This window comes from Providencia manganoxydans (assembly GCF_016618195.1).
GTDB classification, from domain to species: Bacteria; Pseudomonadota; Gammaproteobacteria; order Enterobacterales; family Enterobacteriaceae; genus Providencia; species Providencia manganoxydans.
Genome location: NZ_CP067099.1, coordinates 580,805 through 603,393, shown reverse-complemented (window position 1 = coordinate 603,393; position 22,589 = coordinate 580,805). Strand labels below are relative to the sequence as shown.

The following is a 22,589-nucleotide window of genomic DNA, read 5'->3' as shown; positions in this document are numbered from 1 at the left end:
TTCTCCTTAGAAGCTCAGTTGCTCACGACGACGTGTGTCACGACGTTGCAAATAGCCAATAAACCAGCCGCGAACACGATGACGTAATTTGTCCCAGCCATTTGGATTAGTGATAATCTGTGCTTTGAAAAAAGAAGGACAAAGAACTGCGGCATGGGAAACTTCACCGCAAAGGCCACAACCAACACAGCTGTCCATCACTGTTGCCACCGGATCTGTACGTAATGGGTCTGGGTTTGGCTTAATCGATAAAGAGGGGCAACCAGATAAGCGAATACATGAGTGATCCCCTGTGCATGTATCTGGATCTACACCGAAACGCTCGCGAACCACGCGTTTACCCGCTGCAACATCACTACGCACTTTTTTCTTTTCACGACGCTGTTTATTCAACATACATTCGCTTTGCGCAATCAGCACTTTAGGGCCTTTTTCTTGAGTTGTTAGTGCTTCGCGTAATGTATTAGTCATGGTTTTTAAGTCATAAGTACGCTTAATGGTTTTGACCCATTTAACACCGACGCCTTTTACGGCTTTTTCTATCTCATGACCTGTGCTGCGCGTTGGATTCAATGCTGTTGATGACAAAATATCTTGCCCACCAGTCGCAGAGGTATAACTGTTATCGATGACGATAGTTAAATTGTCGCTACGGTTAAACACGCTATTAGCAATCCCGCTGGTTAAACCGTTATGCCAAAAACCCCCATCCCCCATTACTGATATGGCTCGCTTATCCGCTTGAGCATTTAGCGCAGCCGCTCCTGCGCCACCTAGGCCATAGCCCATAGTGGTATTTCCTAAGTTGAAAGGCGGTAGAATAGAAAATAGATGACAGCCAATATCCGCACTAACGTGGTGTTCACCTAACTCACGTTCGACTAATTTCATTGCGGTAAAAATTGGTCGCTCGGGACAACCGGTACAAAACCCTGGTGGGCGCGAATGGACGGTTTCATCCAAAGTGGGTTCCGCTGCGTTGATATATTCAGGCTCTTCAGCAGCATCTGTCTGTGGGGCGGCTACCGTAATTGTAGGTATACGGATTTGTTTTGCGGCAGCTTTTACTTGCGGTTCAATCTTGCCATATCTTTCTAAAAAAGAACGAATACCAGCTAAAACGGTGGCTGTATTGTACTCACCTGCCATGGGTAACATGTCTTTGCCATGTAACCCAATGTCGATATTGCGTTGACGTAAAATGTTAGCCACATTTTGTTCAACAAAATTCGGTTGTCCTTCTTCAAGAACTAAAATTGACTTTTTATTACGACAAAAACGTTCAAATTCATCGTCAATAAGCGGGTAAGCTACGTTCATCACATACAATGGAATTTTGCTATTACCAAATACATCCGCTAGACCAATTTGGTTTAATGCACGGATCAAGGTGTTATAGCAGCCACCTTGTAAAGCAATGCCAACATCATCGCTATCTTCAGCAAAAAATTCATTCAATTGACGCTCTTGAATAAATTTCACAGCCGCAGGCCAGCGAGCTTCTATTTTTTCTTTTTCATGCAGGAAACTTGCCGGAGGTAATACAATACGGCTGACATCGCGAGTTGGATTTTCTAATGCATCTTTTACGGTAAATTTAGGATGCTGATTATCGGAACAAATAAATTGCCCATGAACATGGCAAGACCGAATACGCATCTGCAACATAACGGGTGTATTGCTCGCTTCAGAAAGATCGAATCCATCTTTTACAGCTTGAACAATTGACGGTAAATTAGGACGCGGATCAAGTAACCACATCTGTGATTTCATTGCAAACGCATGACTACGTTCCTGCATAATCGAGGAGCCTTCGCCATAATCTTCACCGACGATGATCAAGGCTCCACCCAGTACACCACCTGAAGCCAAGTTAGCCAGTGCATCAGAAGCAACGTTAGTACCTACTGTTGCTTTAAATGTCACAGCACCTCGTAGTGGATAATTGACCGATGCCGCAAGTGTTGCAGCAGCAGTCGCTTCACTGGCACTATTCTCAAAACGGATACCATAATCAGATAAAATATCTTGTGCATCAGCAAGCACATCCATTAAATGCGAGATAGGCGCACCTTGATAGCCTGCCACATAAGAAACACCGGATTCTAATAAAGCTTTGGTGACTGCGAGGATCCCCTCACCACTAAAAACTTCACCTTCCCCTTGCCGTAATTTCTGCACTTCTTGTACAAACGATCGCTCAGCCATTTTAACCTCACAATGAACGTCAGAACGTTGTTATCATTTTTGCGTTTCTTTCTTGTATCTTTTTTGTTACCAAAAGGTCAATGCATGATTAATCATGTATATTAGATTTCTGCAAAGAGTGGATAAGCCCTGCATTGATTGGACAAAAACCAGTAAAAACAATAAGGAAATACGATTTATATCGAGGAAGGAAAATAGAAGAGAACAATAGGACTATGAATAAACGATTAGCTCACTTAGTCAAAAACACCACTAATAACCATAGTTAAGCTAGTGTTATAGTGTAATAATCTAAAATAAATGAATAAACATCATTATTAATTTAACGTTAGCTTATAAAGGCAACAGAATATAAGAATAAATATGATTTATCATGAATATTTCACCATTATATAATTCAAATAGCTTTATTTTTTATACTGATAACACCATCACATTAACTAATATTGGGGGATTTTTTTGCATTTTATGGATAGTTTTTGCACACAACTACCTATGTCTACCACATCATTCGTGCTATGTTCGAGACACAATAGTTACAAGTATTTTAATAAAATGTTAACAAAACGAGCTCTATTTCGCATTGTCATTCCTTGAAAAAGGCTTATGGATAAATAAAAAAAGAATGGATCAGGCACTGCGTAAATAAAGCCTCTATTCTGAATAATTCAAGGTGCAGCTAGGCGACAAGTGAATGAGTCGCTAGGAGCATACATCAGTATGTGATGAGCAGCGAATGAGCGTAGTCAACACACTGCAACTTGAAGTATGACGAATATATAACAATAAATAGCCTGACGAATTTATTTGGAGGTCCTACGATGTTGAGCAACTCGTGGTCCCAATCATCTGCACCCCAGATTGAAAATCAGCTCTGTTCAACAGAGCGTTTGCTATTTACTTCGGCTGATCCTGAAGAGATCAAATCTATGGTTGGCCGAGTGATGAAACCACACCAGTTTAATTTACTTAACCCACATCAACGCCTAGATGCTCGCATGCACTATATCCCAATGGGAGATATTTCATTGAGCCGCCTGCGTTATGGTGCTGATGTACGGATTGCCCCAGGCCAACTAGAAGATTTTTTTCTGGTACAAATGCCACTTTCCGGAAGCGCAGTGATTGAAAGTGGCGGAAAGCGATTAGAATCAACACCTCATATGGCATCATTACTCAGCCCAGAAGAATCAACGAGTATGTGTTGGAATAGCGATAACGACCAGTTCATGTTACGTATTTCACGTTCATTATTAGAGCGCTCACTCGTTGGACAACTCGGACATACTTTAGATAAGCCTTTAGTATTTGAATTAGGGTTTGAATGGCAATCTTGTATTGCATGGCGAACCCTAATGAATTATTTGATTGAATGCGCTACAGGCACTCCCGATCTTTTACAACATAAATTGATTATCTCTCAAGTTGAACAATTAGTATCTGTCACTTTGTTATCAACTCAATCCCATAATTATACGGAAGATCCCGGAACTCGACGTGCCACGATCCGTCCAAGGCATGTTAGGCGTGTGCAGGAGTACTTAGAAGCCCATGCTCACGAGCCAATTACGGTAGAACAGCTCGCACATATCGCAGGTGTTAGCCTTCGCAGTTTATATGCAGGGTTTAAAGAATTTCTAGATATCAGTCCTATGCAATATTTACGTGACTTACGAATGGAACGCGTACGTTCTGAATTACTTTCTGGCGAAGCAGTCAGTGTTGCTGGTGTCGCGCTACGGTGGGGTTTTGCACATATGGGGCGTTTCAGCGCTGAATATAAGCAACGCTACGGTGAAACGCCAAGCCAAAGCATAAAAAAGACTTAATTGTTGCACCTCAATAAAGGCTTCTCTTTATTACGTAAGAAAAGCCTTCATCCTTTGCTATTACATGAGACTATACCCTAAATAATTTAAGGTGCAGCTAGGCGACAAGTGAATGACTCACAGAGAGCCTACATATAGTAGATGACTAGTACGAATGAACGTAATCAACAACGCTACAATTTGAAATATCACGAGTATAGCCCAGTAATCACCTTACTGGGCTACGTCATATTAGAAAGGAATCGAGGCCTTTAAGTAAAGCTGTGAGCCTTCAGGACGATTTCTCACTTCGAAATCTTTTTCCCATTTAGCCGTAAATAGCCAGCCTTGCTGGTTAGCATAACGAATGGATGGGCCAATCGAATAAGCACGAGCCTTACCTTGTGCTGAATTAGGACCACTATCATCCGTTGTTTGTAGGAAAGCATAGCCCCCCACACCAGCAACCCAGCCATTTCCAAAACCCCAGCCCAGTGCATAATCAGCATGAAATGCCTGACCTGAACGCGTTTTTGTCTCATCATTACGGAAGTTAAAATCATACATCATCTTTAAGTCCGCATTTACACCTACGGGTGGAATATAGCTAATTGCCCAAACAGGTTGAATGGTCCAATAGTTTTTACCTAAGCTAGATGGGTCAGTTTTACTGTATTTACCTGTTGGTGTAAAAGTATCTAATCCAATAACATAATGTAAATCAGCGGATGGGTGATAACCTAACCCTGCCCCCACCGTAATATCACCAAGGCCACGACTGGTTTCTTTATGGCCCGCCGCTTTTGCCGTAACATCCAGTAATGGAATAACCGTATGAACAACAAAGTCACCGTTCAATATTTTTTGATCAGTTACCCAAATCAAACGTGGTGCTAATACATTCACGTTCACGCTAAAACCTGGGATAGGTACTTTATTTCCTTTATTATCTCTGACGCTGTCATAGTGTGCATTCCCCGCGTACATCAATACATGCAGCCCCGGTGGAGGCAATGCCCCTGACATAAAGTTTTCTAATCCATCCGGATAGATACCTAATCCACCGCCTTCAGTTGCCATCGCACCGAACGAAAGTGCACCTAAACATGAACCTGCTACCAACTTACTGATCATTCTTTTATTCATCATTTATCCTGCCATAGTGGTTGCGGTAATTGCTGTGTTTGTCTTTGCTTGTTATGGTGTACATTCCGTTGCACTTATAGTTACTTCCTACGTTTTACTGCTAATTTTTGTGCAACAAGATAGCCAGATCCCCCACCTAAACCGGGGCCTGGATGTGTTGATGCGCCAATGTGGAAGAGATTTTTGACTGCTGTTTGATGTGTTTTCGTTTGTCCTGTGGCAGCAAATGGGCGTAACCAGAAAAACTGATCAGGAGAACAGGTTCCTGAATAGGGGTCGCCGCCAACAAGGTTACAATTATAATTTTCAAGATCAGCCGGAGAGATTGCAGTTCGGCCTACAATCAATGATGAGACTCCGGGCATGACTAGCTCTAGACGTTGTTGAATACGATCGGCAACAGCTTCTCGCACTTCATCGTTCCAAGTACCATCTGCGGGTATATTAATGAGCCCCGCAGCATCACCTTTTAATTGCCGAGGCAGCTCTTGCATCTGGATCCATAAGATCCAACCACCTTCTGGTGCACGGCTAGGATCAAGCGCCGTTGGTTGGCCAATACCGAAAGTCGGTTTATCCGGCAAATAACCGTTGTTTGCTTGCGTCACAGACAAGCAAACTTGTTCCATACTTTCCGTAAAGTGTACCAGTGGAACATGCAATAATTCAGGATTGCACCATGGTGGTGGGGCACTCAAGGCAAAGTGAATTTGCATGCCTGCTCGCCCATAGCGATACCCTTTTGCTTTTTGCCTCACTTGCTGTGGCACATCGTCAAGCAAACTGCCGTATAGCTGTGTTGGAGTGACGTTGCACACCACGCTCTGTGTCGCCAACAACACTTGACCGTTAACTTTCACACCAGTTGCACGCCGTTGCTTTCCTGTGCCTTCAGTGATGATTTTTTCCACATTCATGGAGGTTTGTAATTGCCCACCATGCTGTTCAATAACGCGAGAAAATGCCTCGACAATGCGATAACTACCGCCTTTTACAACAGGCATTCCACCGGCAACCACCGCTGCAAAGGTTAATTTACCAATTAATGCCGAACTTGCTTCATCAGGTCCTAAACCTGTATGCAACACCCATGGCGCCATCAAGGCACGGCTAAAATCATGCTGTAACTCACGTTCAGACCAGCGCCTAAAGCTTTCGACCCCTGCTTTAGCAAAATCGAGTAGCCCATCGACACCGCGTTTACGCCATTCACTGAACAATAGCTTTAGCATGCTGCCGCTGTAAGGGTTCTGTCCGAGCAAGCCAAAAGTCAAAGAGGCATCTTCACTAAACAATTTTTCTGCCATTTGCCGGAAAACTTGCCCATCACCTTCTGCCACTTGATCTAACTGTTTTGCCGCTTCAGTAATATCGCGTTTTAATGCTATCGACTGCCCATTCGGTTGTACTAATCCAGTTGAATAGTCACATTGAGCAAATTCTAGCCCTTGCTGTTTTAAGTAAGGTTCGAGTTCTTGGTAGCCAGGACTACCAACAAATAACGAATACCAACAAGAAAGCACATCGTGGGTGTATCCCTCATAGAGATTTTCGGTGCGAATACAACCACCCAATCTATCATTGCGCTCTAACACTAAGACCGATTTTCCACGTACCGCCAATAAGGCGGCACACATTAAGGAGTTCATACCACTCCCTACGACAATCACTTGGGGGTTAGATTGCATCGCCATACATCACCCCACCAATGCAAGAACACGCAATGGGCTACCAGAACCCCCTTCAATTTTTAATGGCGCAGCAACGATAACAACCCCCGTTGCTGGCAATTGATCGAGATTTTTCAAGCACTGTAGGCCATACTTATTATTACCATGCATCAACGTATGACATGGGTAAGGGATCGGCCAGCTATAGGATTGGCCTGCGTCGGTATTAATAGTTTCAACACCAAATCCTTTCACATCACGTTGATGAATTAACCATTCGACGGCTTCTTGTGAAGGACCCGGTGTATGTGCTCCATCTTCACGCATATTGACGTAAGCTTCTGGGTTATCGGCTTTTTTAGACCAATCTGTTCTCAATAGTACCCATGCCGCTGCGGGAATTTTCCCGTGTTGAGCCTCCCACTTTTGTAAAAAATCAACGGTTAATACCCAATCGGCGTTTTCCGCCACCTCTTTACTGGCATCAACCACTACAGCAGGGGCAATAAAATGCTGTAATGGAATAGTGTCGACGGTGTTGTTCGCCTGATCTTTGCCACTAATCCAATGAATGGGAGCATCAAAGTGGGTTCCTGTATGCTCCCCACAACTAAAGTTGTTCCAATACCATGCAGGGCCGTTCTCATCGTAGCGAGAGATTTGCTCCATGCTAAATGACCATACCTGACCAAACTGTTCAGGTAGCTGCAATGCCGGAAATGACGGTGACAATGTTTGAGTCAGATCGACAATGCAAATTTGGCCTTTTTGTAACTGTGTCGCGAATGACATTAAGGTTTGCTGGTTCATAGTGTCTCCTGCGCTTATTGCGCGTCATGTAGGGCAGTAAAGCTACCGCCGTGGAAAACTAAAGGTTTACCTGCCTCGCTACCAATGCGACGCACATGACCAACCATTAATAAGTGGTCACCGATATGATCTTGTTTGTGGTTTTCACACACGAGTGTGGCAATAGCTCCTCGTAATGCAGGCATACCTTCTGGCGTGATGTGCACAGCAACATTTTCAAACTTGTTGGTGATCCGTGGGTTAGCAAAGCGTAATGCAAGCTCTTGGTGATCTTTACCCAGTATATTGATGGTGAAGTGCGTACAATCACGGAAGACATCTAAATTGGGTGAATGATTAACTAAGCTCCATAAAACCAAAGGAGGATCGAGGGATAGCGAAGCAAATGAGTTGATAGTCAACCCAACATCGCGGCCATCGGCAGTACGCGTCGTGACAATCGCAACCCCTGTTGGGTAGCATCCCAACAGGTTACGCAATACTTTCGATTCAAACTCGGTATGTCCCCATTCGCTCTCACGCATTGTTATATCCTCTGCAATCATCGACATACATCTACCCTCTCTTGTTATGACGCTCGCGCATCTTCCGTCATTAATGATTGAATGTAGGCATCACAAGCGTGCCCATCTTTCCACCAAGGAAATAGCACTGGAGGATAGTTAAACGCATTTGCGATTGTGTGTGATAAGGCTGGCAGCTGTTGTGCTGCTCCCAATAAATTGAGGATATGTGGCTCTGGTGGGGCTAACAGAGAGTTAGTCCATTCAACCACATGACGCCCATATTTCCAGAATTGCTCAAAGGTGTCGTTCATCCATTGAGCAGTAAATGGCTTGTCACCATGGGCGAGGATCGCATCATAGTAGACTTTGCACGCTTTAGTGGCGTTGTTTGACCCTTGTCCTGTTAGAGGATCATTGGTTACCAATGCATCCCCTAAACCAAACACTTGTTTGCCTGAAGGCAGTGTCAGTACTGGCTTACGAACGGTAGGTGCAAATCGACCAGCTAATATCCCGTTATCATCCGTTAACTCAATATGACGGCAACGTTCAGCCTCCCACGGTAGATAGGTATCAAGGATTTTTTTACTGTATGCTAAATGCTCTTGTGGTGTTCTTGCTTCATTCCACTGATCCATTGGCCCGCCGGGGATCCCTTCAAACACCATGATATGGCAGGCACCCGTGGTGGTCAGTGATGGAAACACAAAGTATTCACCAACACCGGGGATCAAATTAAAAGAAACTTGTGAGAATTCAGGTGTTGGGGTCATACCATGTACATAGGTTAACGCCAATGCACGCTGCGGTTTATCATAAGGAGAACGTGTTGCATCACGTTCTAATAATTTAACAATTTCCCCTTTTCCGCCCGCCAGCACAACCAAATCATGGGTCTCAGCTAATTTTTCTAACTCAGCGACCCCCACATCCTCAATGCGTAAATTACCGCCACGTGCCGCAAACAGCTCCATCCAATATGGCATTTTGATCCGCTGATCGACCGCCTGTGCGTAATTATCGAGACGCGAACGCCATGTAATTGCTTTCTCACCACATTTTTCTGGATTTGGTATCGTAAAACCAATACCTTCTACAGGCGGGCACTCTTCTTCCCAAAAGTTAATGCCAAGGTCACGCTCAAATTGCAGTGAGATATCAAACATGCATTGGCTTGACATCACGCGGCCATTCTTAACATCATCGGGTGTTCTGTTTGTCGCAACGGTCACTTGATAACCTTTATCTAATAGGCCAAGAGCCAATGGCATCCCCGCCTGACCACCACCTACGATCGCTATACTACGCATAGTTATTTCCTCAATACTGTTTTACAAAATGAAGGCTACCGAGGGTTACTCAGCAAGACGTGGAATTGCGGGTTTGGCTTGTTCTGGGCCCATAGTGGAGTAACCACCATCAACCGCGTAATCAGCACCAGTGACAAAACTGGCAAGGTCAGACAATAAGAAAGCCACCACTTGAGCGACCTCTTCAGGATCACCTACACGTTTTAGTAAGTGATAATCGGCAGCAACGCGGTCTGTTTTTTGACGATCGCCCCCAGTGATTTCATCCATCACACGAGACCATGTCCAACCGGGAGAAACTGAATTCACTCGAATACCATCTGCCGCATAATCCATCGCTTGGCTGCGAGTCACTTCGAGCATGGTGGCTTTGGAGGCAGGGTAGAGCCAACGTCCTGTTTGTGCGACGGAAGAAGAGATACTGGTAAAGTTAACAATCGCCCCTTTACCTGCTTGTACAAAATGAGGTTGAGCGAATTGTGCCGCCATGACTGCACTCACAACATTAATATTTAAAGCGGTGAGCCAATCCTGTCTTGTGGATGACTGGCCTTCATCAAGATAAGTTGCGGCCAGATTGACTAAAAAATCCAGTTGACCGTATTTTTGTGCAACACGATCAATTCCCAATTTCAGCTGCTGATCATCAGTAATATCAACAGCCAAAAAATCAATATTTGGCTCTGATTGAGCAACTTTTTCACCATTGGTTTGGTCAATATCAAAAATCGTGACCTTAACACCATAAGAACTCAATACTTTGGCAACAGTCGCCCCGATCTTAGTTGCACCACCCGTGACAATGGCTATTTTGCTATTCAAACCTTTCATTTGCTGTGCCCTCTTTGCGCTCATTCGCTCACAATAAATTCACAATTAATTAACATGAGGCATGATTACGTAAAAAAGAGAAAAAGCTGTAGCCGCTGTATGCAATGATTATCCATACAGCGCGATAATTTTAGATTTAAAACGATGATATTATTGGATAAATATCCAATTTAAGCACTGGATATCCAATTTACGAAAACTGTGATTGATGAAGGGAAATGGCGACCATCAAAAAAAGAGCACCATTGCCATTAACAATAGTGCTCTTAATGAGGAGCTTAATTTATTTCTTTTTAATTAATAATGGTAATAATAATGCAGCCGATAACAAGGTTGCCATGATCATGGCCATAAAGAAGCCATTCCAGCCTGTGCTCTCAATGATCTTAGCCAATGGATAGCCCGCTAATGCCGCCCCTAAATAGCCAAATAACCCAACAAACCCTGTTGCCGCTCCAGCTGAATCTTTATGGGAGGCTTCCGCGGCGGCCATACCAATCAACATTTGTGGACCAAAAATAAAGAATCCAACAAAGAAGAAGCATACGGATATCAACAAATAGCCCATTTCAGGAAATAGCCATAAGAAAGCAGCAACAACACCAATGCCAATCATAAAAATGATGTTCATTGGCGTTCGATTTCCTTTAAAGAAAAAATCCGATCCCCAGCCTGCAACTAAGGTGCCAATAAACCCTCCAATTTCTAAGAAAGAAAGTGCAGAGTTCGCCTTAATCAAATCATATCCATATTCTTCAACTAAATATAAATTAGTCCAATCATTTAATCCAATACGCACAATGTAAACAAGAATATAGGAAGCCGCTAATAACCAAACATATTTATTGGTAAAAATATATTGTACTAATATCGGCCAAAGTTTTAATTTCCGGCTAGAAGCTTCTTGTTGTAATTCGAGTTGGTCATTACGCCAATGCCCAACTGTGGGTAGCCCCATCGTAGATGGCTTATCACGTAAGCGTAAGCAAACAAATAGTCCGATCACAATGGCTATTACCCCTGGAATATACATACCATAGCGCCAACCATAATGTACCGCCAAACCACCTGCTAATAATGGAATAATCGCCCCACCCACGTTATGTGAGGTATTACAAATAGACCACCACAGGCCACGCTCATTACGTGAATACCATGAAGTTAATGATTTAGAGCATGGCGGCCATCCCCAACCTTGGAAAAAAGCATTTAATATCCAAAAGAAGGCAAATAACCACAAACTTGAACTCATGCCAAAAAAGATATTAATAAAACCAGTAATGATTAGGCCAACCCCCATGAAAAAACGAGGGTTTGATGCATCACTCATAATACCCGAAGCAAAACGCGATACACCATAAACTAAATAGAATGCAGTGGTTAGAATACCAACATCAGAAATACTAATTCCCAGATCCTTGATCATTTCTGGCATCACGTAATTAAAGCTCTTACGCGTAAAATAGTATGTGGCATATCCTGCATATAGCGCGATCATAATGTGAATGCGCCAATAGCGGTACAAGTCATCAATCTCTTTTTTATCGGTTATCGGCTCTTGGTCAGGCAATGTTTTGATCCATCGAAACATAACATTCTCCTTAATAATAATTTTTATTTTTTGAGTGTTATTTGTATTGATGCAATACATCTAAGGCTTGTTGATGGAGTTCAGGCGTCCCTGCTGCAACAACAGTTTTACCTGAATGCATAGTTAAAGGTTTGCCTTCCCAATCCGTAATTTTTCCGCCCGCACCTTCGATAACAGGTACCAGTGCGCAATAATCCACCTCTCTCATCCCCCCGCTATCAATACTTAAATCGATACGTCCGGTTGCGAGACAAGCATAGGAGTAACAAGCTGCGCCATAGACGCGCCACTTAGTTTTAGGAATGATGTGTTCATAACCAGCACGATGTTCAGGTAGGACAGGTTCAGTATTACTGGAAGACATCAGAGCAAGCTCTAATTGAGTACATTTGCGCGTTTCAATTGGTAGACCATTTAACGTTGAAGGATGACCTTTTATACCAATCCAACGTTCTAAAACCGCGGGGTGTTCGATGATCCCCAGAACAGGCACACCATGGTGGCAAAGCGAAATTAAAGTACCGTAAATCGGGATCCCCGCAATAAATTGCCGAGTACCATCAATTGGATCAATTACCCATGTAAATTCAGATCCCCCTAACTGAAAACCGTACTCTTCACCTAAAATATTATGATCTGGATGAAATGTTTCAATGATTTGACGAATTTCCCGCTCAACGTACTGGTCGATCTCAGTTACTGGGCTTTCGTCATCTTTAGTATCAAAATAAATATGTTCGTAAAGCTTATTTTTTCGATGCTCAGTCAGAATGTAACGAGCTCTATCCGCCGCAATCTGAGCCGCCTGTAAAAAAATACGATAATCCATACTCGCCTCTCTTTTGTTTATTGTTCTTCGTAACAACCGTCTTAGCGATCGAGAAATACTCACTGCCTGATTGTTTTTGTTGTGTTTTTATTGCATTGATTGTTGCTGACAATAACTCATTTACTTTTATTGTGAAATTATTGTTACATTTTTGTTTCAGATTATAGCCTGCGGGATTTTGCTAAGATGATCTTGATGAGTTTCAATAGAAATGGTGCGCAATTCGGCATAACAGCAAAAAAATGCTATTCAAATATCGAAAAATCAGAGAGAGCGAGTCAGTATTAACCGAAAGAACAGAAATAGAGCCATTAAAAAGCGAGACTCGAAAGGCTCGCTAAGATATTAGAAGGGTGTAATCTAAAACTAGGGTCGTTCCAAAATACGAGCACCGGGTCCCTTTCGTCCTAAAACATCATCAGGGTTGCGTAATGGACAGTCACTCAATGATAAGCAACCACAGCCAATACAGTGATCCAGCTCATTTCGCAAACGCGTTAACTGACGAATTCGTTTATCTAAAGAGACTTTCCATTGTGTCGACATTTCCTTCCATTGCTCTGACGTTAATTTGCTATTAGCGGGAAATTTACCTAATGCATCTTGAATTTCTTTTAGTGGGATCCCCGTACTTTGCGCCACTTTGATAATGGCAATATAACGCAAAACGACCGACGGAAAACGCCGCTGATTACCTTGTGTTCTGGTACTTTGAATGAGCCCTTTTGATTCGTAAAAATGCACCGTTGAAACAGGTACACCCGAGCGTTTCGCAACCTCACCAACCGTTAATGCCCTTGTATAATCAATCTTTATTTCGCCACTGCCACGTCTTTTTGTCGCTTTTGTGTCTTTCTCTACCATTTTTAACCACCTACACTTGACCTCAACTTAACTTAAGGTTTTATAGTGCCAGCCTCTGAGTTTGTCAATTCAGTTTATTCCACATTATTTTCCTGCATGAGGTGGTGACAGCGCTTATTAAATGTCATGCAGGCTAACTTAATTTTTAAAGGGGATGGGCTATGCCGTTGATCATTGCCAGAATTTTAGAGAGCAACACACTATGGTTTATCGCTCGATTATTGTTACTGGTTTTATTTATTTCGTCAGGTTTAGCAAAAATTTTTGATTACCAAAACAGCCTGATAGAAATGCGGGCTGCGGGTTTACACCCAGATTGGTTTTTTGCGATTGCATCTGCATTTGTCATGTTAGCCAGCTCAATTTTAGTACTGCTTAATCGCCTACTGTGGCTTGCTACTGGAGCTCTCGCTGTTTTTCTATTTCTTACCATCATTATTGTTCATACATTTTGGCTTTACAGTGGCCCAGAAGCCCAAATTGCCCTGTTTTGGGCTATTGAACATGTCTCCGTTATCGGTGGACTCATGGCTCTCGCCATTGCAGGGCATTTCCGTGATCTTTATTACGCTGTTAAAGCACAGAAAAAGTAGGTACTAATAATGAATAAAACCACCCTTATTACATTAGGTGCGCTGATCATCGCTGCTGGTGGAGGTATAGCTGTTTACACTTCTTACGCACAAGATGGTGAAAAACAACAAGCTGCATATCAATATCCGCCAGTAAAAGTCGCCTTAGCACCTGTTACTCAAGACAGTGCGCCGCGTACATTTTATGGTGTAGGTGAGCTAGAAGCAGGCAGCCAAGTCTTTGTTGCCGCAGAAACTAGCGGACGTATCACCAAAATTGATTTTGAATCTGGGCAGCAAGTCAAAAAAGGCCAATTGTTAGTCCAACTTAATGATGCTGTTGAACAAGCTGATTTAGCTCGTTATCAAGCACAGTTGCGCAATGCTGCACGTCTCTATAATCGAACTCAAACGTTAGCAGCTAAAAATTTAGTTGCGCAAGCACAAGTTGATAGCACTCTAGCAGAACGTGATATTGCCCAAGGGCTGATCCGTCAGACTCAAGCGTTGATTGCGCAAAAAGCCATTCGTGCCCCTTTTGATGGCACTATAGGTATTCGTCAAGTACATGAAGGACAATACCTGAGTCCCGGTGAGGCAATTGCCAGTTTAGTTGATACTAAGACATTGAAACTCAATTTTTCCCTTGATGAACAAGCGTCTCCCGAATTGCATATCGAGCAAATTGTTGATATTCATGTTGACGCCTACCCAGAAAAAACCTTTCCAGCACGCATCAGTGCTATCGATCCTCTCGTCGGCAAGTCGCGCACCATACAATTGCAAGCCACCCTTGAAAATAGTGATGGAGCGTTAAAAGCAGGTATGTATGCCAATGTTAATGTGGTACGCCAAGCTGCCAGCCAAGTTCTGACAATACCTGAAACCGCCGTCACCTATACCGCTTATGGCGATACGGTATTCGTGGTAGAAGGCAATAACGATGCAATGACCGTCAAACAAGTGTCAGTGAAAACAGGTCAGCGTTGGAATGGAAAAATTGAGATTGAACAAGGCTTGAAGGCGGAAGATAAGGTCGTTACCTCTGGACAATTGCGCCTTAATAATGGCTCCGCAATTACCCCAGTCGCACAAGATACGTTAACTGAAACACCGGTTAATCCTCATCAAGGCTCCTAAGGAGGCGCAATGAAATTTACAGATATTTTTGTTCGCCGCCCTGTGTTAGCACTGGTAGTGAGTTCACTCATCGTATTGATGGGGCTATTTGCCTTAAGTAAGCTGCCTATTCGCCAGTATCCACAACTGGAAAGCTCCACGATTACTATCACAACCCAATACCCCGGCGCATCAGCCAATCTTATGCAGGGTTTTGTGACTCAACCTATTGCGCAAGCTGTTTCATCGGTTGAAGGCGTGGATTATTTATCGTCATCATCGGTACAAGGTAGTAGCTTAGTCACCGTAAGAATGGAGCTCAATCGTGATTCAACCCAAGCACTTGCGCAAGTCATGGCAAAGGTTAATCAGGTACGCTACAAGTTACCAAAAGAAGCTTATGATCCTGTTATTGAACTCTCTTCCGGCGAATCAACGGCTGTCGCTTATATTGGGTTTTCCAGTACCACACTGTCTATCCCTGCATTAACCGATTATTTATCTCGTGTTGTTGAACCTATGTATTCATCCATAGATGGGGTTGCAAAAGTTCAAGTATTCGGTGGACAGCAACTCGCGATGCGCTTGTGGTTAGATGCCGATAAATTAGCAGGCAGAGGCCTATCAGCGGCAGATGTCGCTCAAGCCGTAAGACAAAATAACTACCAAGCCGCCCCGGGTAAGGTGAAAGGCGAATATGTTATTTCTAACGTCTATGTGAATACTGACCTCACCAATGTGGCCGAATTCCAAGACCTCGTGATCCGTAATGATGGTAACGGGTTGGTTCGTTTACGTGATGTAGGAACAATTGAATTGGGAGCCGCATCCACTGAAACGAGTGGTTTGATGAATGGTGAACCGGCTATTTATTTAGGCTTATTTGCAACACCAACAGGAAACCCGTTAGTGATTGTTGACGGCATGAAACAGTTAATGCCAGATATTATCAAAACTCTGCCACCTAACGTGAAAGTTGAGATGGCATTTGAGACGTCGCGCTTTATCAAAGCTTCTATCGATCAGGTCTTTCACACCCTTATCGAAGCATTACTCATTGTTATCGCAGTTATTTATCTATGCCTAGGTTCCATCCGCAGTGTGATTATTCCTATATTGGCTATCCCATTATCCATGCTAGGTGCTGCCGCCTTGATGATGGCATTTGGCTTCAGTATCAATCTACTCACTTTGCTCGCCATGGTATTAGCGATTGGCTTAGTTGTGGATGATGCGATTGTGGTGGTTGAGAACGTGCACCGTCATATTGAAGAGGGAAAATCCCCCGTACTCGCTGCATTAATTGGCGCTAGGGAAGTTGCAGGCCCCGTTATTGCCATGACGATTACTTTAGCGGCTGTTTATGCGCCTATTGGTCTGATGTCTGGCTTAACAGGCGCTTTATTTAAAGAATTCGCTTTAACCTTAGCCGGTTCAGTTATCGTTTCTGGTGTTGTTGCTTTAACATTATCACCAGTAATGAGTTCATTTATGTTGAATTCAAAACAGAATGAAGGCCGTATGGCGCACATGGCTGAACGATTTTTTAATTTCCTTGCGCACTACTATACAAAAGGGTTGAATTTTTCACTGAAGCATCGCTGGATCACGGGTATTGTCGCGATTACCGTGTTTGTTAGCTTGCCAGTATTATACCAATCAGCGCCCCGTGAACTCGCCCCAGTTGAAGACCAATCCGCCGTTTTAACTGCGATCAAATCACCACAACATGCCAATCTTGAGTATGTTGAACGTTTTTCTCGCAAGCTACACGACGTAATGATGGAGTTACCTGAAACGGAAAGTACTTGGATCATTAATGGTACTGATGGTATTTCAGCCAGTTTTGGGGGAACTAACTTAACCTCATGGGAAGAACGTGAGCGGCCTGCCTCAGCCATACAATCTGACTTGCAGGGGAAGGTCGGGGATGTTGAAGGTAATAGCATTTTTGTTTTCCAATTACCTGCTCTACCTGGCTCTACAGGTGGTTTACCGATACAGATGGTACTTAGGAGCCCACAAGATTATCCAGTACTGTATAAAACAATGGAAGAGATAAAGCAGCAAGCACGTGAAAGTGGCTTATTTATGGTGGTTGATAGTGACCTCGATTACAACAACCCTGTGGTTGAAGTCAAAATTAACCGTTCCAAAGCGAATAGCCTTGGAATTAGTATGCAAGATATTGGTGAGTCGCTGACATTGCTGGTTGGGGAAAATTACATTAACCGCTTTGGTATGGATGGACGCTCTTATGACGTGATCCCACAAAGTGTACGTAGCCAACGCCTCACACCTGATGCGCTCTCTCGCCACTATGTTAAAGCCCAAGATGGCAGCATGATCCCGCTCTCAACAGTCGTTGATATCAATACGCAAATTGAGCCCAATAAATTGACGCAATTTAATCAACAAAATGCGGCTATTTTCCAAGCTATCCCCGCTCCGGGAGTCACTTTAGGTCAAGCAGTCGCTTATTTAGATGATATCGCCAATGAATTACCAGCAGGCTTCAGTCACGACTGGCAATCAGATTCGCGCCAATATAAACAAGAAGGAAACACCCTCGCCTTTGCGTTTATGGCGGCGCTGATCATCATTTATCTGGTTCTTGCTGCACAGTATGAAAGCTTAGTGGATCCCTTAATTATTTTGATCACAGTCCCGCTTTCAATTTGTGGCGCGCTGATCCCACTCGCATTTGGCTACGCCACACTCAATATCTATACCCAAATAGGGTTAGTGACACTGATCGGATTGATCAGTAAGCACGGTATTTTAATGGTGGAGTTTGCGAATGAATTACAAGCACATGAAGGTCTTGATAGACGCCAAGCTATTCTAAAAGCGGCGCAAATTCGTTTACGACCAATCTTAATGACCACCGCAGCCATGGTGATTGGCTTAGTTCCACTACTATTTGCAACAGGTGCTGGTGCCAATAGCCGTTTTGGATTAGGTCTAGTAATTGTAACAGGTATGTTAGTCGGCACGCTGTTCACACTGTTTGTTCTACCTACGATTTATTCACTATTGGCACGTAACCACAGTGCAACCGCATTAACACCTAGACGCTATGAACTTGCTGAAGCAGATCGTCTATTGAAAGAAGATGAGGAGAAGGCATTATGAATCATCGCATAACAGATCGTCATTCAAAAAATAACCGATCCACTAATGATGTCCCTATCAGTAACATGAACAATAGCTTCGCGATGCTAATGATTTACCATGGCGTTACCGATAGCATAGTCAAACCTGAAGCGGAGAGTAGCGTACCTCAATCATATAAAATGAGGAAATAACTCGCCAAAATAGCCGTTTTAATCAACCAGTATGGTAAGCACTATTTTAGCCGACAAAGCACTCGATGATTAAAACTGATCAGTCAAGTCTGAAGCCTCAATTACACGAAAACAAGCACTAAGTATGATTGAGCTTCAGATTCCATAAGTAAGCATGTCTACAAAACCCAACAATTCGAACATACAAAGTAGAAACTTAGATACAGCCCTACAAAAATTCAGCTGAGGAAAACCTGAACAACTTTTCGATTTACTATATTATAATAGTATGAAAATCGAAAAGGAGGTTTTATGACTACTGCAATTAAGAAAGAAAAGATTGCTACTCGCTCCTCCGATAAGCATCTAAAGCTTTCAATCAATAATGAAGGGTCGAAAGTCACCCGGTTAAAAAACATTTTTAATGATATGCTGGATGTTGCTAGTACCAGTGAAGTTGTTTTAAAAAATAATAATCTGTCACAAACTGATGATGATTACGCTATAGATGCAATCATTGAGCTGATCCGTCATAAATACGAAAATTCACCATCCAAAGAGAAACAACGTCTATTAAGACGAGCCAAAAGTAAATCGATGTTTTTAGCTAGACTCAATCAAGATGGTGGCTACTTAAGTTCAGCAGAAACAGCTGAATCATTAGGTATCACAAAAACGATTGTTAGGAATTGGAAAGAGCAAGGGAATTTATTCGCAATTAAGCTTGATAATGAGTTCGTTTACCCAATTTTTCAATTTACAGATGAAGAGCACATTTCCAATAAAGGTGTGCTTAAAGGGCTTCCTGAGTTACTCAAACTGATTAATACATTTAGTGACCGGATGCAGTACTCTTTTTTATGGAAAAAAGGCATGTAGAGCTCAATGGCTTTAAGCCAACTAAAGAAAGTTATACTGTCATTGATGTGCTAAAAACAAATCCAAACTCAGAAGTCATGGAAGAGCTTTATCGCCTAGCGAGATTACATGGATCTCAAGATCCAGCCTAGTACACCTTAAAATTAATCTTCTTCAACCGATACACCTAACTCAAAAACAAGGATGTCCGCTACTTCTTTACCATTACTGAAGTCCCAATCAGTAAACTTAGATTGTTGAGATATTTTCACTATCCCTTTGCCTGAAGGATCACCGTGCCATAAAACAAAACATGGCTCAGTGGTTACATTCGATGGATATTCCATTCCATCAAAGCCCGCATGATGTACGACACGAGCGAGATATTGGATATCTTGTCGTACAGATGTTGTCAGGTCATGAAGAGTTAGACTTATTTTACGTATCAAATCAGAGCTCCGTAATATAGTCAGATCTCTTTCTGTTGTTACAATCCCCATATAATAACCATCAAGATCAGATTCAATTAGGCTCTTATTTTGAAAAACTTCTTTCATCGCTGTTTCAGGGGATGTTGCTAGGTACATAGCCCCAGTTTTTCCATCAACCAAATTAAAACGACAATCAGAACCAGCTTGGTTAAAAAAGACATTACTACCACCATGACTCTCAGATTGAAGTCGGTAATAATCTGAATCAGCTGGTAATGTATGACTACATTCTTTCAGCGTCTCAGGAGCAATTTGCTTAATTTTAGCAACCACTGCTGAATCAGACTTTTGCGAGCTAGCACTCTTAGATTTATTGGCGGTTTTATTTTGTTGCTTCTGGCGGTTTCCCCCTAATTTTGATGTCAGAATCAATTATTCCTTTTATTATTAAATTAAATATATTTAGCATAAGATGGTTCTCTCATTGCTGATAAGTTTAAATACACTGTGCTTGCCCAGAGTATTGTATGGTTGCAATTTCATACTAAATTGCGGCCTATATCATAGCCAAATTTGGCTAAATATTAATGTGATATAAAAAATTTAATTTAAAAAATTAGCGATGTATTCATATTTTGTCGCCACGAATAAAATCCACAAAATAAGACTGACATTTAATGATCAAATGTCATGATTTTTGCTTAAATCATTGTCCCTAAATCAAATAAAATACTATTGAAATAATATTAGGCTTATAACTTTATATTTAATATGAGGTTAGAAAACCAACGGAATAGAAAAATGAAAGCAACGTTGTTTATAGAAAATTCAATTTAGACGATCAAAAATCACCACAAAATCTTACTCTATACCATCCGAGAATAGGATTTATGGCTATCCTGTTACTGTAAAAAGCTTTGCGAATAAAGCTAGAAAAAATGCTTGCGAGAAATTGCTCATCAATGGTAACACATTCATTCAACATGATGTGGATACTCAATATCGATGAGCAATTCCCTATCACTCCCAGCCGATTAAGCTATTTACGGCCTTCATAAAGGGCAAACACTAAATTACCTTCATGAATAATCGTAGGGTTTCCGGGTAAAGCAGACAAAATATTATCTTGAGAGCCTTCAACAACCACGGCGACATCTTGATAATTATGCTGTTCTAGCAACGTTGGTAACTGATCTAAACGATAGAAACGATTTGCCGCATCAGGGTATTTTATTCCATAAGCTAACTCGCCCGTTTGGTGCAGCATCGTAATATCGCTACGCTTTAACACCCAAGCAAGTGCTGTTCCTAGCCCTACATTGTTGGTCAGCAAATAAGTTTTATCGGACAGCTGGGGACGATACTTTTCAATCAATTTTTGTGGGGTGTTATTACTTTCTACCTTAGCAGGAAGCACATGACCCACGACAAGACTCACAGCCAAAGTACAAGCGGCTGCCACTGACCAAAAACGACGGCGATAGGAAACAATACCAATCACGCCCCAAAACAAAAATGCGCCAGCAGCAAGCAATCTTTTATTCTCTTCATCTACTGCATACACATTTAATTGAGAAAAATGAGGTGCAAAAAACAGTGCTATGGTGACAACTAAACCAATAATGATATTAATTATCGCATTGAAGTGGATCGCCGCAACTCGTTTTTGTTGTAGAATTTTATCGATATAGGCTGCCATTAAAACGGCTAACGGCGCAAGACATGGCAAGATATAAGTTAATAGCTTACCTTTTGTAATACTGAAAAAGAGAAAAGGGATGATAAACCACATCAAGAAATAGATATGCAGACCTTTTTCTTTAATACTATTAATCAATGAAGCGACTAGATAACCTAACCATGGTAGTACAGCCGCAATCAGTATAGGAATATAAAACCAGAAAGGTGAACGGTTTTGCGCATTATCCGACATAAAGCGTTGAACATGTTCCACCCAGAAAAAATAATTCCAATAATCAGGCTCGCGACCTGCAATCACAAGCGCCCACGGCAGACAAACCACAAACATAGTGAAAAGAGAGACAAAAGAAAAAAAGAAAATCTCTTTAAATTGCTTGTAGTAAATTGAACTCACCAAGATCACTAAGCTAGGGATGACTAATACTAAGAAACCTTTAGTCATTAAACCGAGTCCACCAGCCACTCCTAACAGAATAAAGGCCAGTAGTTTTTGCGAAAAAACTCGTGTGGTCAGCCCCCATTGATAAAAGAAAATCGACATAGTAATAAATGCCGTCAATATTGGGTCAAGCACATTGTAAGTACCAATGGTTAGTACCATCAGCATAGAGAGGTAAATTAAAACAGCATTAAAGGCAAGATCGGCTTTTTTCCAAGCCATCTTTGCCGATAGGTAGACAAACACCCCACTGGTGAGGGTACTAAACACCACCCCAAGTCTCACTGAGACATTATTTTCACCAAACAGCATTTGGAAAAATGCATTTACCCAATAGCCAAAAATAGGTTTTTCAAAATAACGAATATCAAGAAGCTCAGGTACACTCCAATTGTAGCTTAAAATCAACTCACGACTGATTTCTGCATAGCGTAGCTCATCTGGTTGCCAGAGAAGCCGTCCATTGAGGGGAATAAAATAAGTTAGTAATACAAACCCAAATAACAGGCACCACTTAAGGTAGGCAATTTTATTATTTGCCATATTCATTTTTTCTCAACCATTCTTGTAATAAATATTTAATAATTAGATATAGGCCTAAATACGATT

19 protein-coding genes are annotated in these 22,589 nt (G+C 42.1%); 7 read left to right on the top strand and 12 right to left on the bottom strand.

The genetic code is table 11. The features are described 5' to 3' along the window. Nucleotides 1-6: 6 nt before the first annotated feature. Nucleotides 7-2,208 (bottom strand): indolepyruvate ferredoxin oxidoreductase subunit alpha, encoded by a 2,202-nt coding sequence (locus tag JI723_RS02590; protein ID WP_272581145.1) that lies wholly within the window; start codon nucleotides 2,206-2,208, stop codon nucleotides 7-9. An 821-nt stretch (nucleotides 2,209-3,029) separates the two neighbouring features. Here JI723_RS02590 and JI723_RS02585 point away from each other — a divergent pair. Next, nucleotides 3,030-4,037 (top strand): AraC family transcriptional regulator, encoded by a 1,008-nt coding sequence (locus tag JI723_RS02585; protein ID WP_070925702.1) that lies wholly within the window; start codon nucleotides 3,030-3,032, stop codon nucleotides 4,035-4,037. A 231-nt stretch (nucleotides 4,038-4,268) separates the two neighbouring features. Here JI723_RS02585 and JI723_RS02580 read toward each other — a convergent pair whose 3' ends face one another. The 9 genes from JI723_RS02580 to soxR all read right to left on the bottom strand — a co-directional run bounded on the left by JI723_RS02580 (nucleotide 4,269) and on the right by soxR (nucleotide 13,573). Beyond that, nucleotides 4,269-5,162 carry a SphA family protein gene (locus JI723_RS02580; RefSeq protein ID WP_337979755.1) on the bottom strand — a complete coding sequence of 298 codons (894 nt, stop codon included), beginning with the start codon at nucleotides 5,160-5,162 and terminating at the stop codon, nucleotides 4,269-4,271. Between the two features lie 80 nt (nucleotides 5,163-5,242). Then, nucleotides 5,243-6,856 (bottom strand): phytoene desaturase family protein, encoded by a 1,614-nt coding sequence (locus JI723_RS02575; RefSeq protein ID WP_272581148.1) that lies wholly within the window; start codon nucleotides 6,854-6,856, stop codon nucleotides 5,243-5,245. 3 nt (nucleotides 6,857-6,859) lie between these two features. Next, on the bottom strand, nucleotides 6,860-7,642 hold the full coding sequence (locus JI723_RS02570) for a cyclase family protein (protein WP_272581149.1): 783 nt from the start codon (nucleotides 7,640-7,642) through the stop codon (nucleotides 6,860-6,862). A gap of 14 nt (nucleotides 7,643-7,656) precedes the next feature. Then, a complete protein-coding gene (locus tag JI723_RS02565; protein ID WP_272581150.1) occupies nucleotides 7,657-8,193 on the bottom strand; it encodes a flavin reductase family protein in 537 nt (178 codons plus the stop codon). A 17-nt stretch (nucleotides 8,194-8,210) separates the two neighbouring features. After that, entirely contained in the window at nucleotides 8,211-9,458 is a 1,248-nt protein-coding gene (locus JI723_RS02560; protein WP_140178825.1) for a styrene monooxygenase/indole monooxygenase family protein, read from the bottom strand. 45 nt (nucleotides 9,459-9,503) lie between these two features. Beyond that, nucleotides 9,504-10,289 (bottom strand): SDR family oxidoreductase, encoded by a 786-nt coding sequence (locus JI723_RS02555; protein ID WP_272581151.1) that lies wholly within the window; start codon nucleotides 10,287-10,289, stop codon nucleotides 9,504-9,506. A gap of 283 nt (nucleotides 10,290-10,572) precedes the next feature. After that, nucleotides 10,573-11,880, bottom strand: coding sequence for an MFS transporter family glucose-6-phosphate receptor UhpC (uhpC, locus tag JI723_RS02550; RefSeq protein ID WP_070925712.1), 1,308 nt, complete (start codon nucleotides 11,878-11,880; stop codon nucleotides 10,573-10,575). Nucleotides 11,881-11,917: 37 nt separating this feature from the next. Next, entirely contained in the window at nucleotides 11,918-12,709 is a 792-nt protein-coding gene (locus JI723_RS02545) for an inositol monophosphatase family protein (RefSeq protein ID WP_272581152.1), read from the bottom strand. Between the two features lie 366 nt (nucleotides 12,710-13,075). Next, nucleotides 13,076-13,573, bottom strand: a complete 498-nt coding sequence (gene soxR, locus JI723_RS02540) for a redox-sensitive transcriptional activator SoxR (protein ID WP_070925716.1) — start codon at nucleotides 13,571-13,573, stop codon at nucleotides 13,076-13,078. A gap of 161 nt (nucleotides 13,574-13,734) precedes the next feature. Between soxR and JI723_RS02535 the strand changes: the two genes are divergently transcribed. The 6 genes from JI723_RS02535 to JI723_RS02510 all read left to right on the top strand — a co-directional run bounded on the left by JI723_RS02535 (nucleotide 13,735) and on the right by JI723_RS02510 (nucleotide 19,561). Beyond that, the gene (locus JI723_RS02535) at nucleotides 13,735-14,166 is read left to right on the top strand and encodes a DoxX family protein (protein ID WP_070925718.1); all 432 of its coding nucleotides are present in this window, start codon (nucleotides 13,735-13,737) and stop codon (nucleotides 14,164-14,166) included. A 9-nt stretch (nucleotides 14,167-14,175) separates the two neighbouring features. Continuing rightward, nucleotides 14,176-15,285 (top strand): efflux RND transporter periplasmic adaptor subunit, encoded by a 1,110-nt coding sequence (locus JI723_RS02530; protein ID WP_272581153.1) that lies wholly within the window; start codon nucleotides 14,176-14,178, stop codon nucleotides 15,283-15,285. Nucleotides 15,286-15,294: 9 nt separating this feature from the next. Beyond that, nucleotides 15,295-18,399 carry a MexW/MexI family multidrug efflux RND transporter permease subunit gene (locus JI723_RS02525; RefSeq protein WP_272581154.1) on the top strand — a complete coding sequence of 1,035 codons (3,105 nt, stop codon included), beginning with the start codon at nucleotides 15,295-15,297 and terminating at the stop codon, nucleotides 18,397-18,399. After that, nucleotides 18,396-18,572: a hypothetical protein gene (locus tag JI723_RS02520; protein ID WP_175442468.1), complete on the top strand. Its 177-nt coding sequence runs from the start codon at nucleotides 18,396-18,398 to the stop codon at nucleotides 18,570-18,572. Before JI723_RS02525 ends, JI723_RS02520 begins: the two co-directional genes overlap by 4 nt. A gap of 291 nt (nucleotides 18,573-18,863) precedes the next feature. Then, nucleotides 18,864-19,430, top strand: a complete 567-nt coding sequence (locus JI723_RS02515) for a hypothetical protein (RefSeq protein ID WP_272581156.1) — start codon at nucleotides 18,864-18,866, stop codon at nucleotides 19,428-19,430. Next, nucleotides 19,412-19,561: a hypothetical protein gene (locus JI723_RS02510; protein WP_272581157.1), complete on the top strand. Its 150-nt coding sequence runs from the start codon at nucleotides 19,412-19,414 to the stop codon at nucleotides 19,559-19,561. Before JI723_RS02515 ends, JI723_RS02510 begins: the two co-directional genes overlap by 19 nt. A 12-nt stretch (nucleotides 19,562-19,573) precedes the next feature. On the opposite strand, the gene JI723_RS02505 is transcribed toward JI723_RS02510, so the two are convergent. Together JI723_RS02505 and arnT are read right to left on the bottom strand one after the other, a co-directional pair. Next, complete coding sequence (locus JI723_RS02505; protein WP_272581158.1) at nucleotides 19,574-20,272, bottom strand: RES family NAD+ phosphorylase; 699 nt, start codon at nucleotides 20,270-20,272, stop codon at nucleotides 19,574-19,576. 607 nt (nucleotides 20,273-20,879) lie between these two features. Further along, a complete protein-coding gene (gene arnT, locus JI723_RS02500) occupies nucleotides 20,880-22,529 on the bottom strand; it encodes a lipid IV(A) 4-amino-4-deoxy-L-arabinosyltransferase (RefSeq protein WP_306803482.1) in 1,650 nt (549 codons plus the stop codon). Nucleotides 22,530-22,589 lie beyond the last annotated feature (60 nt).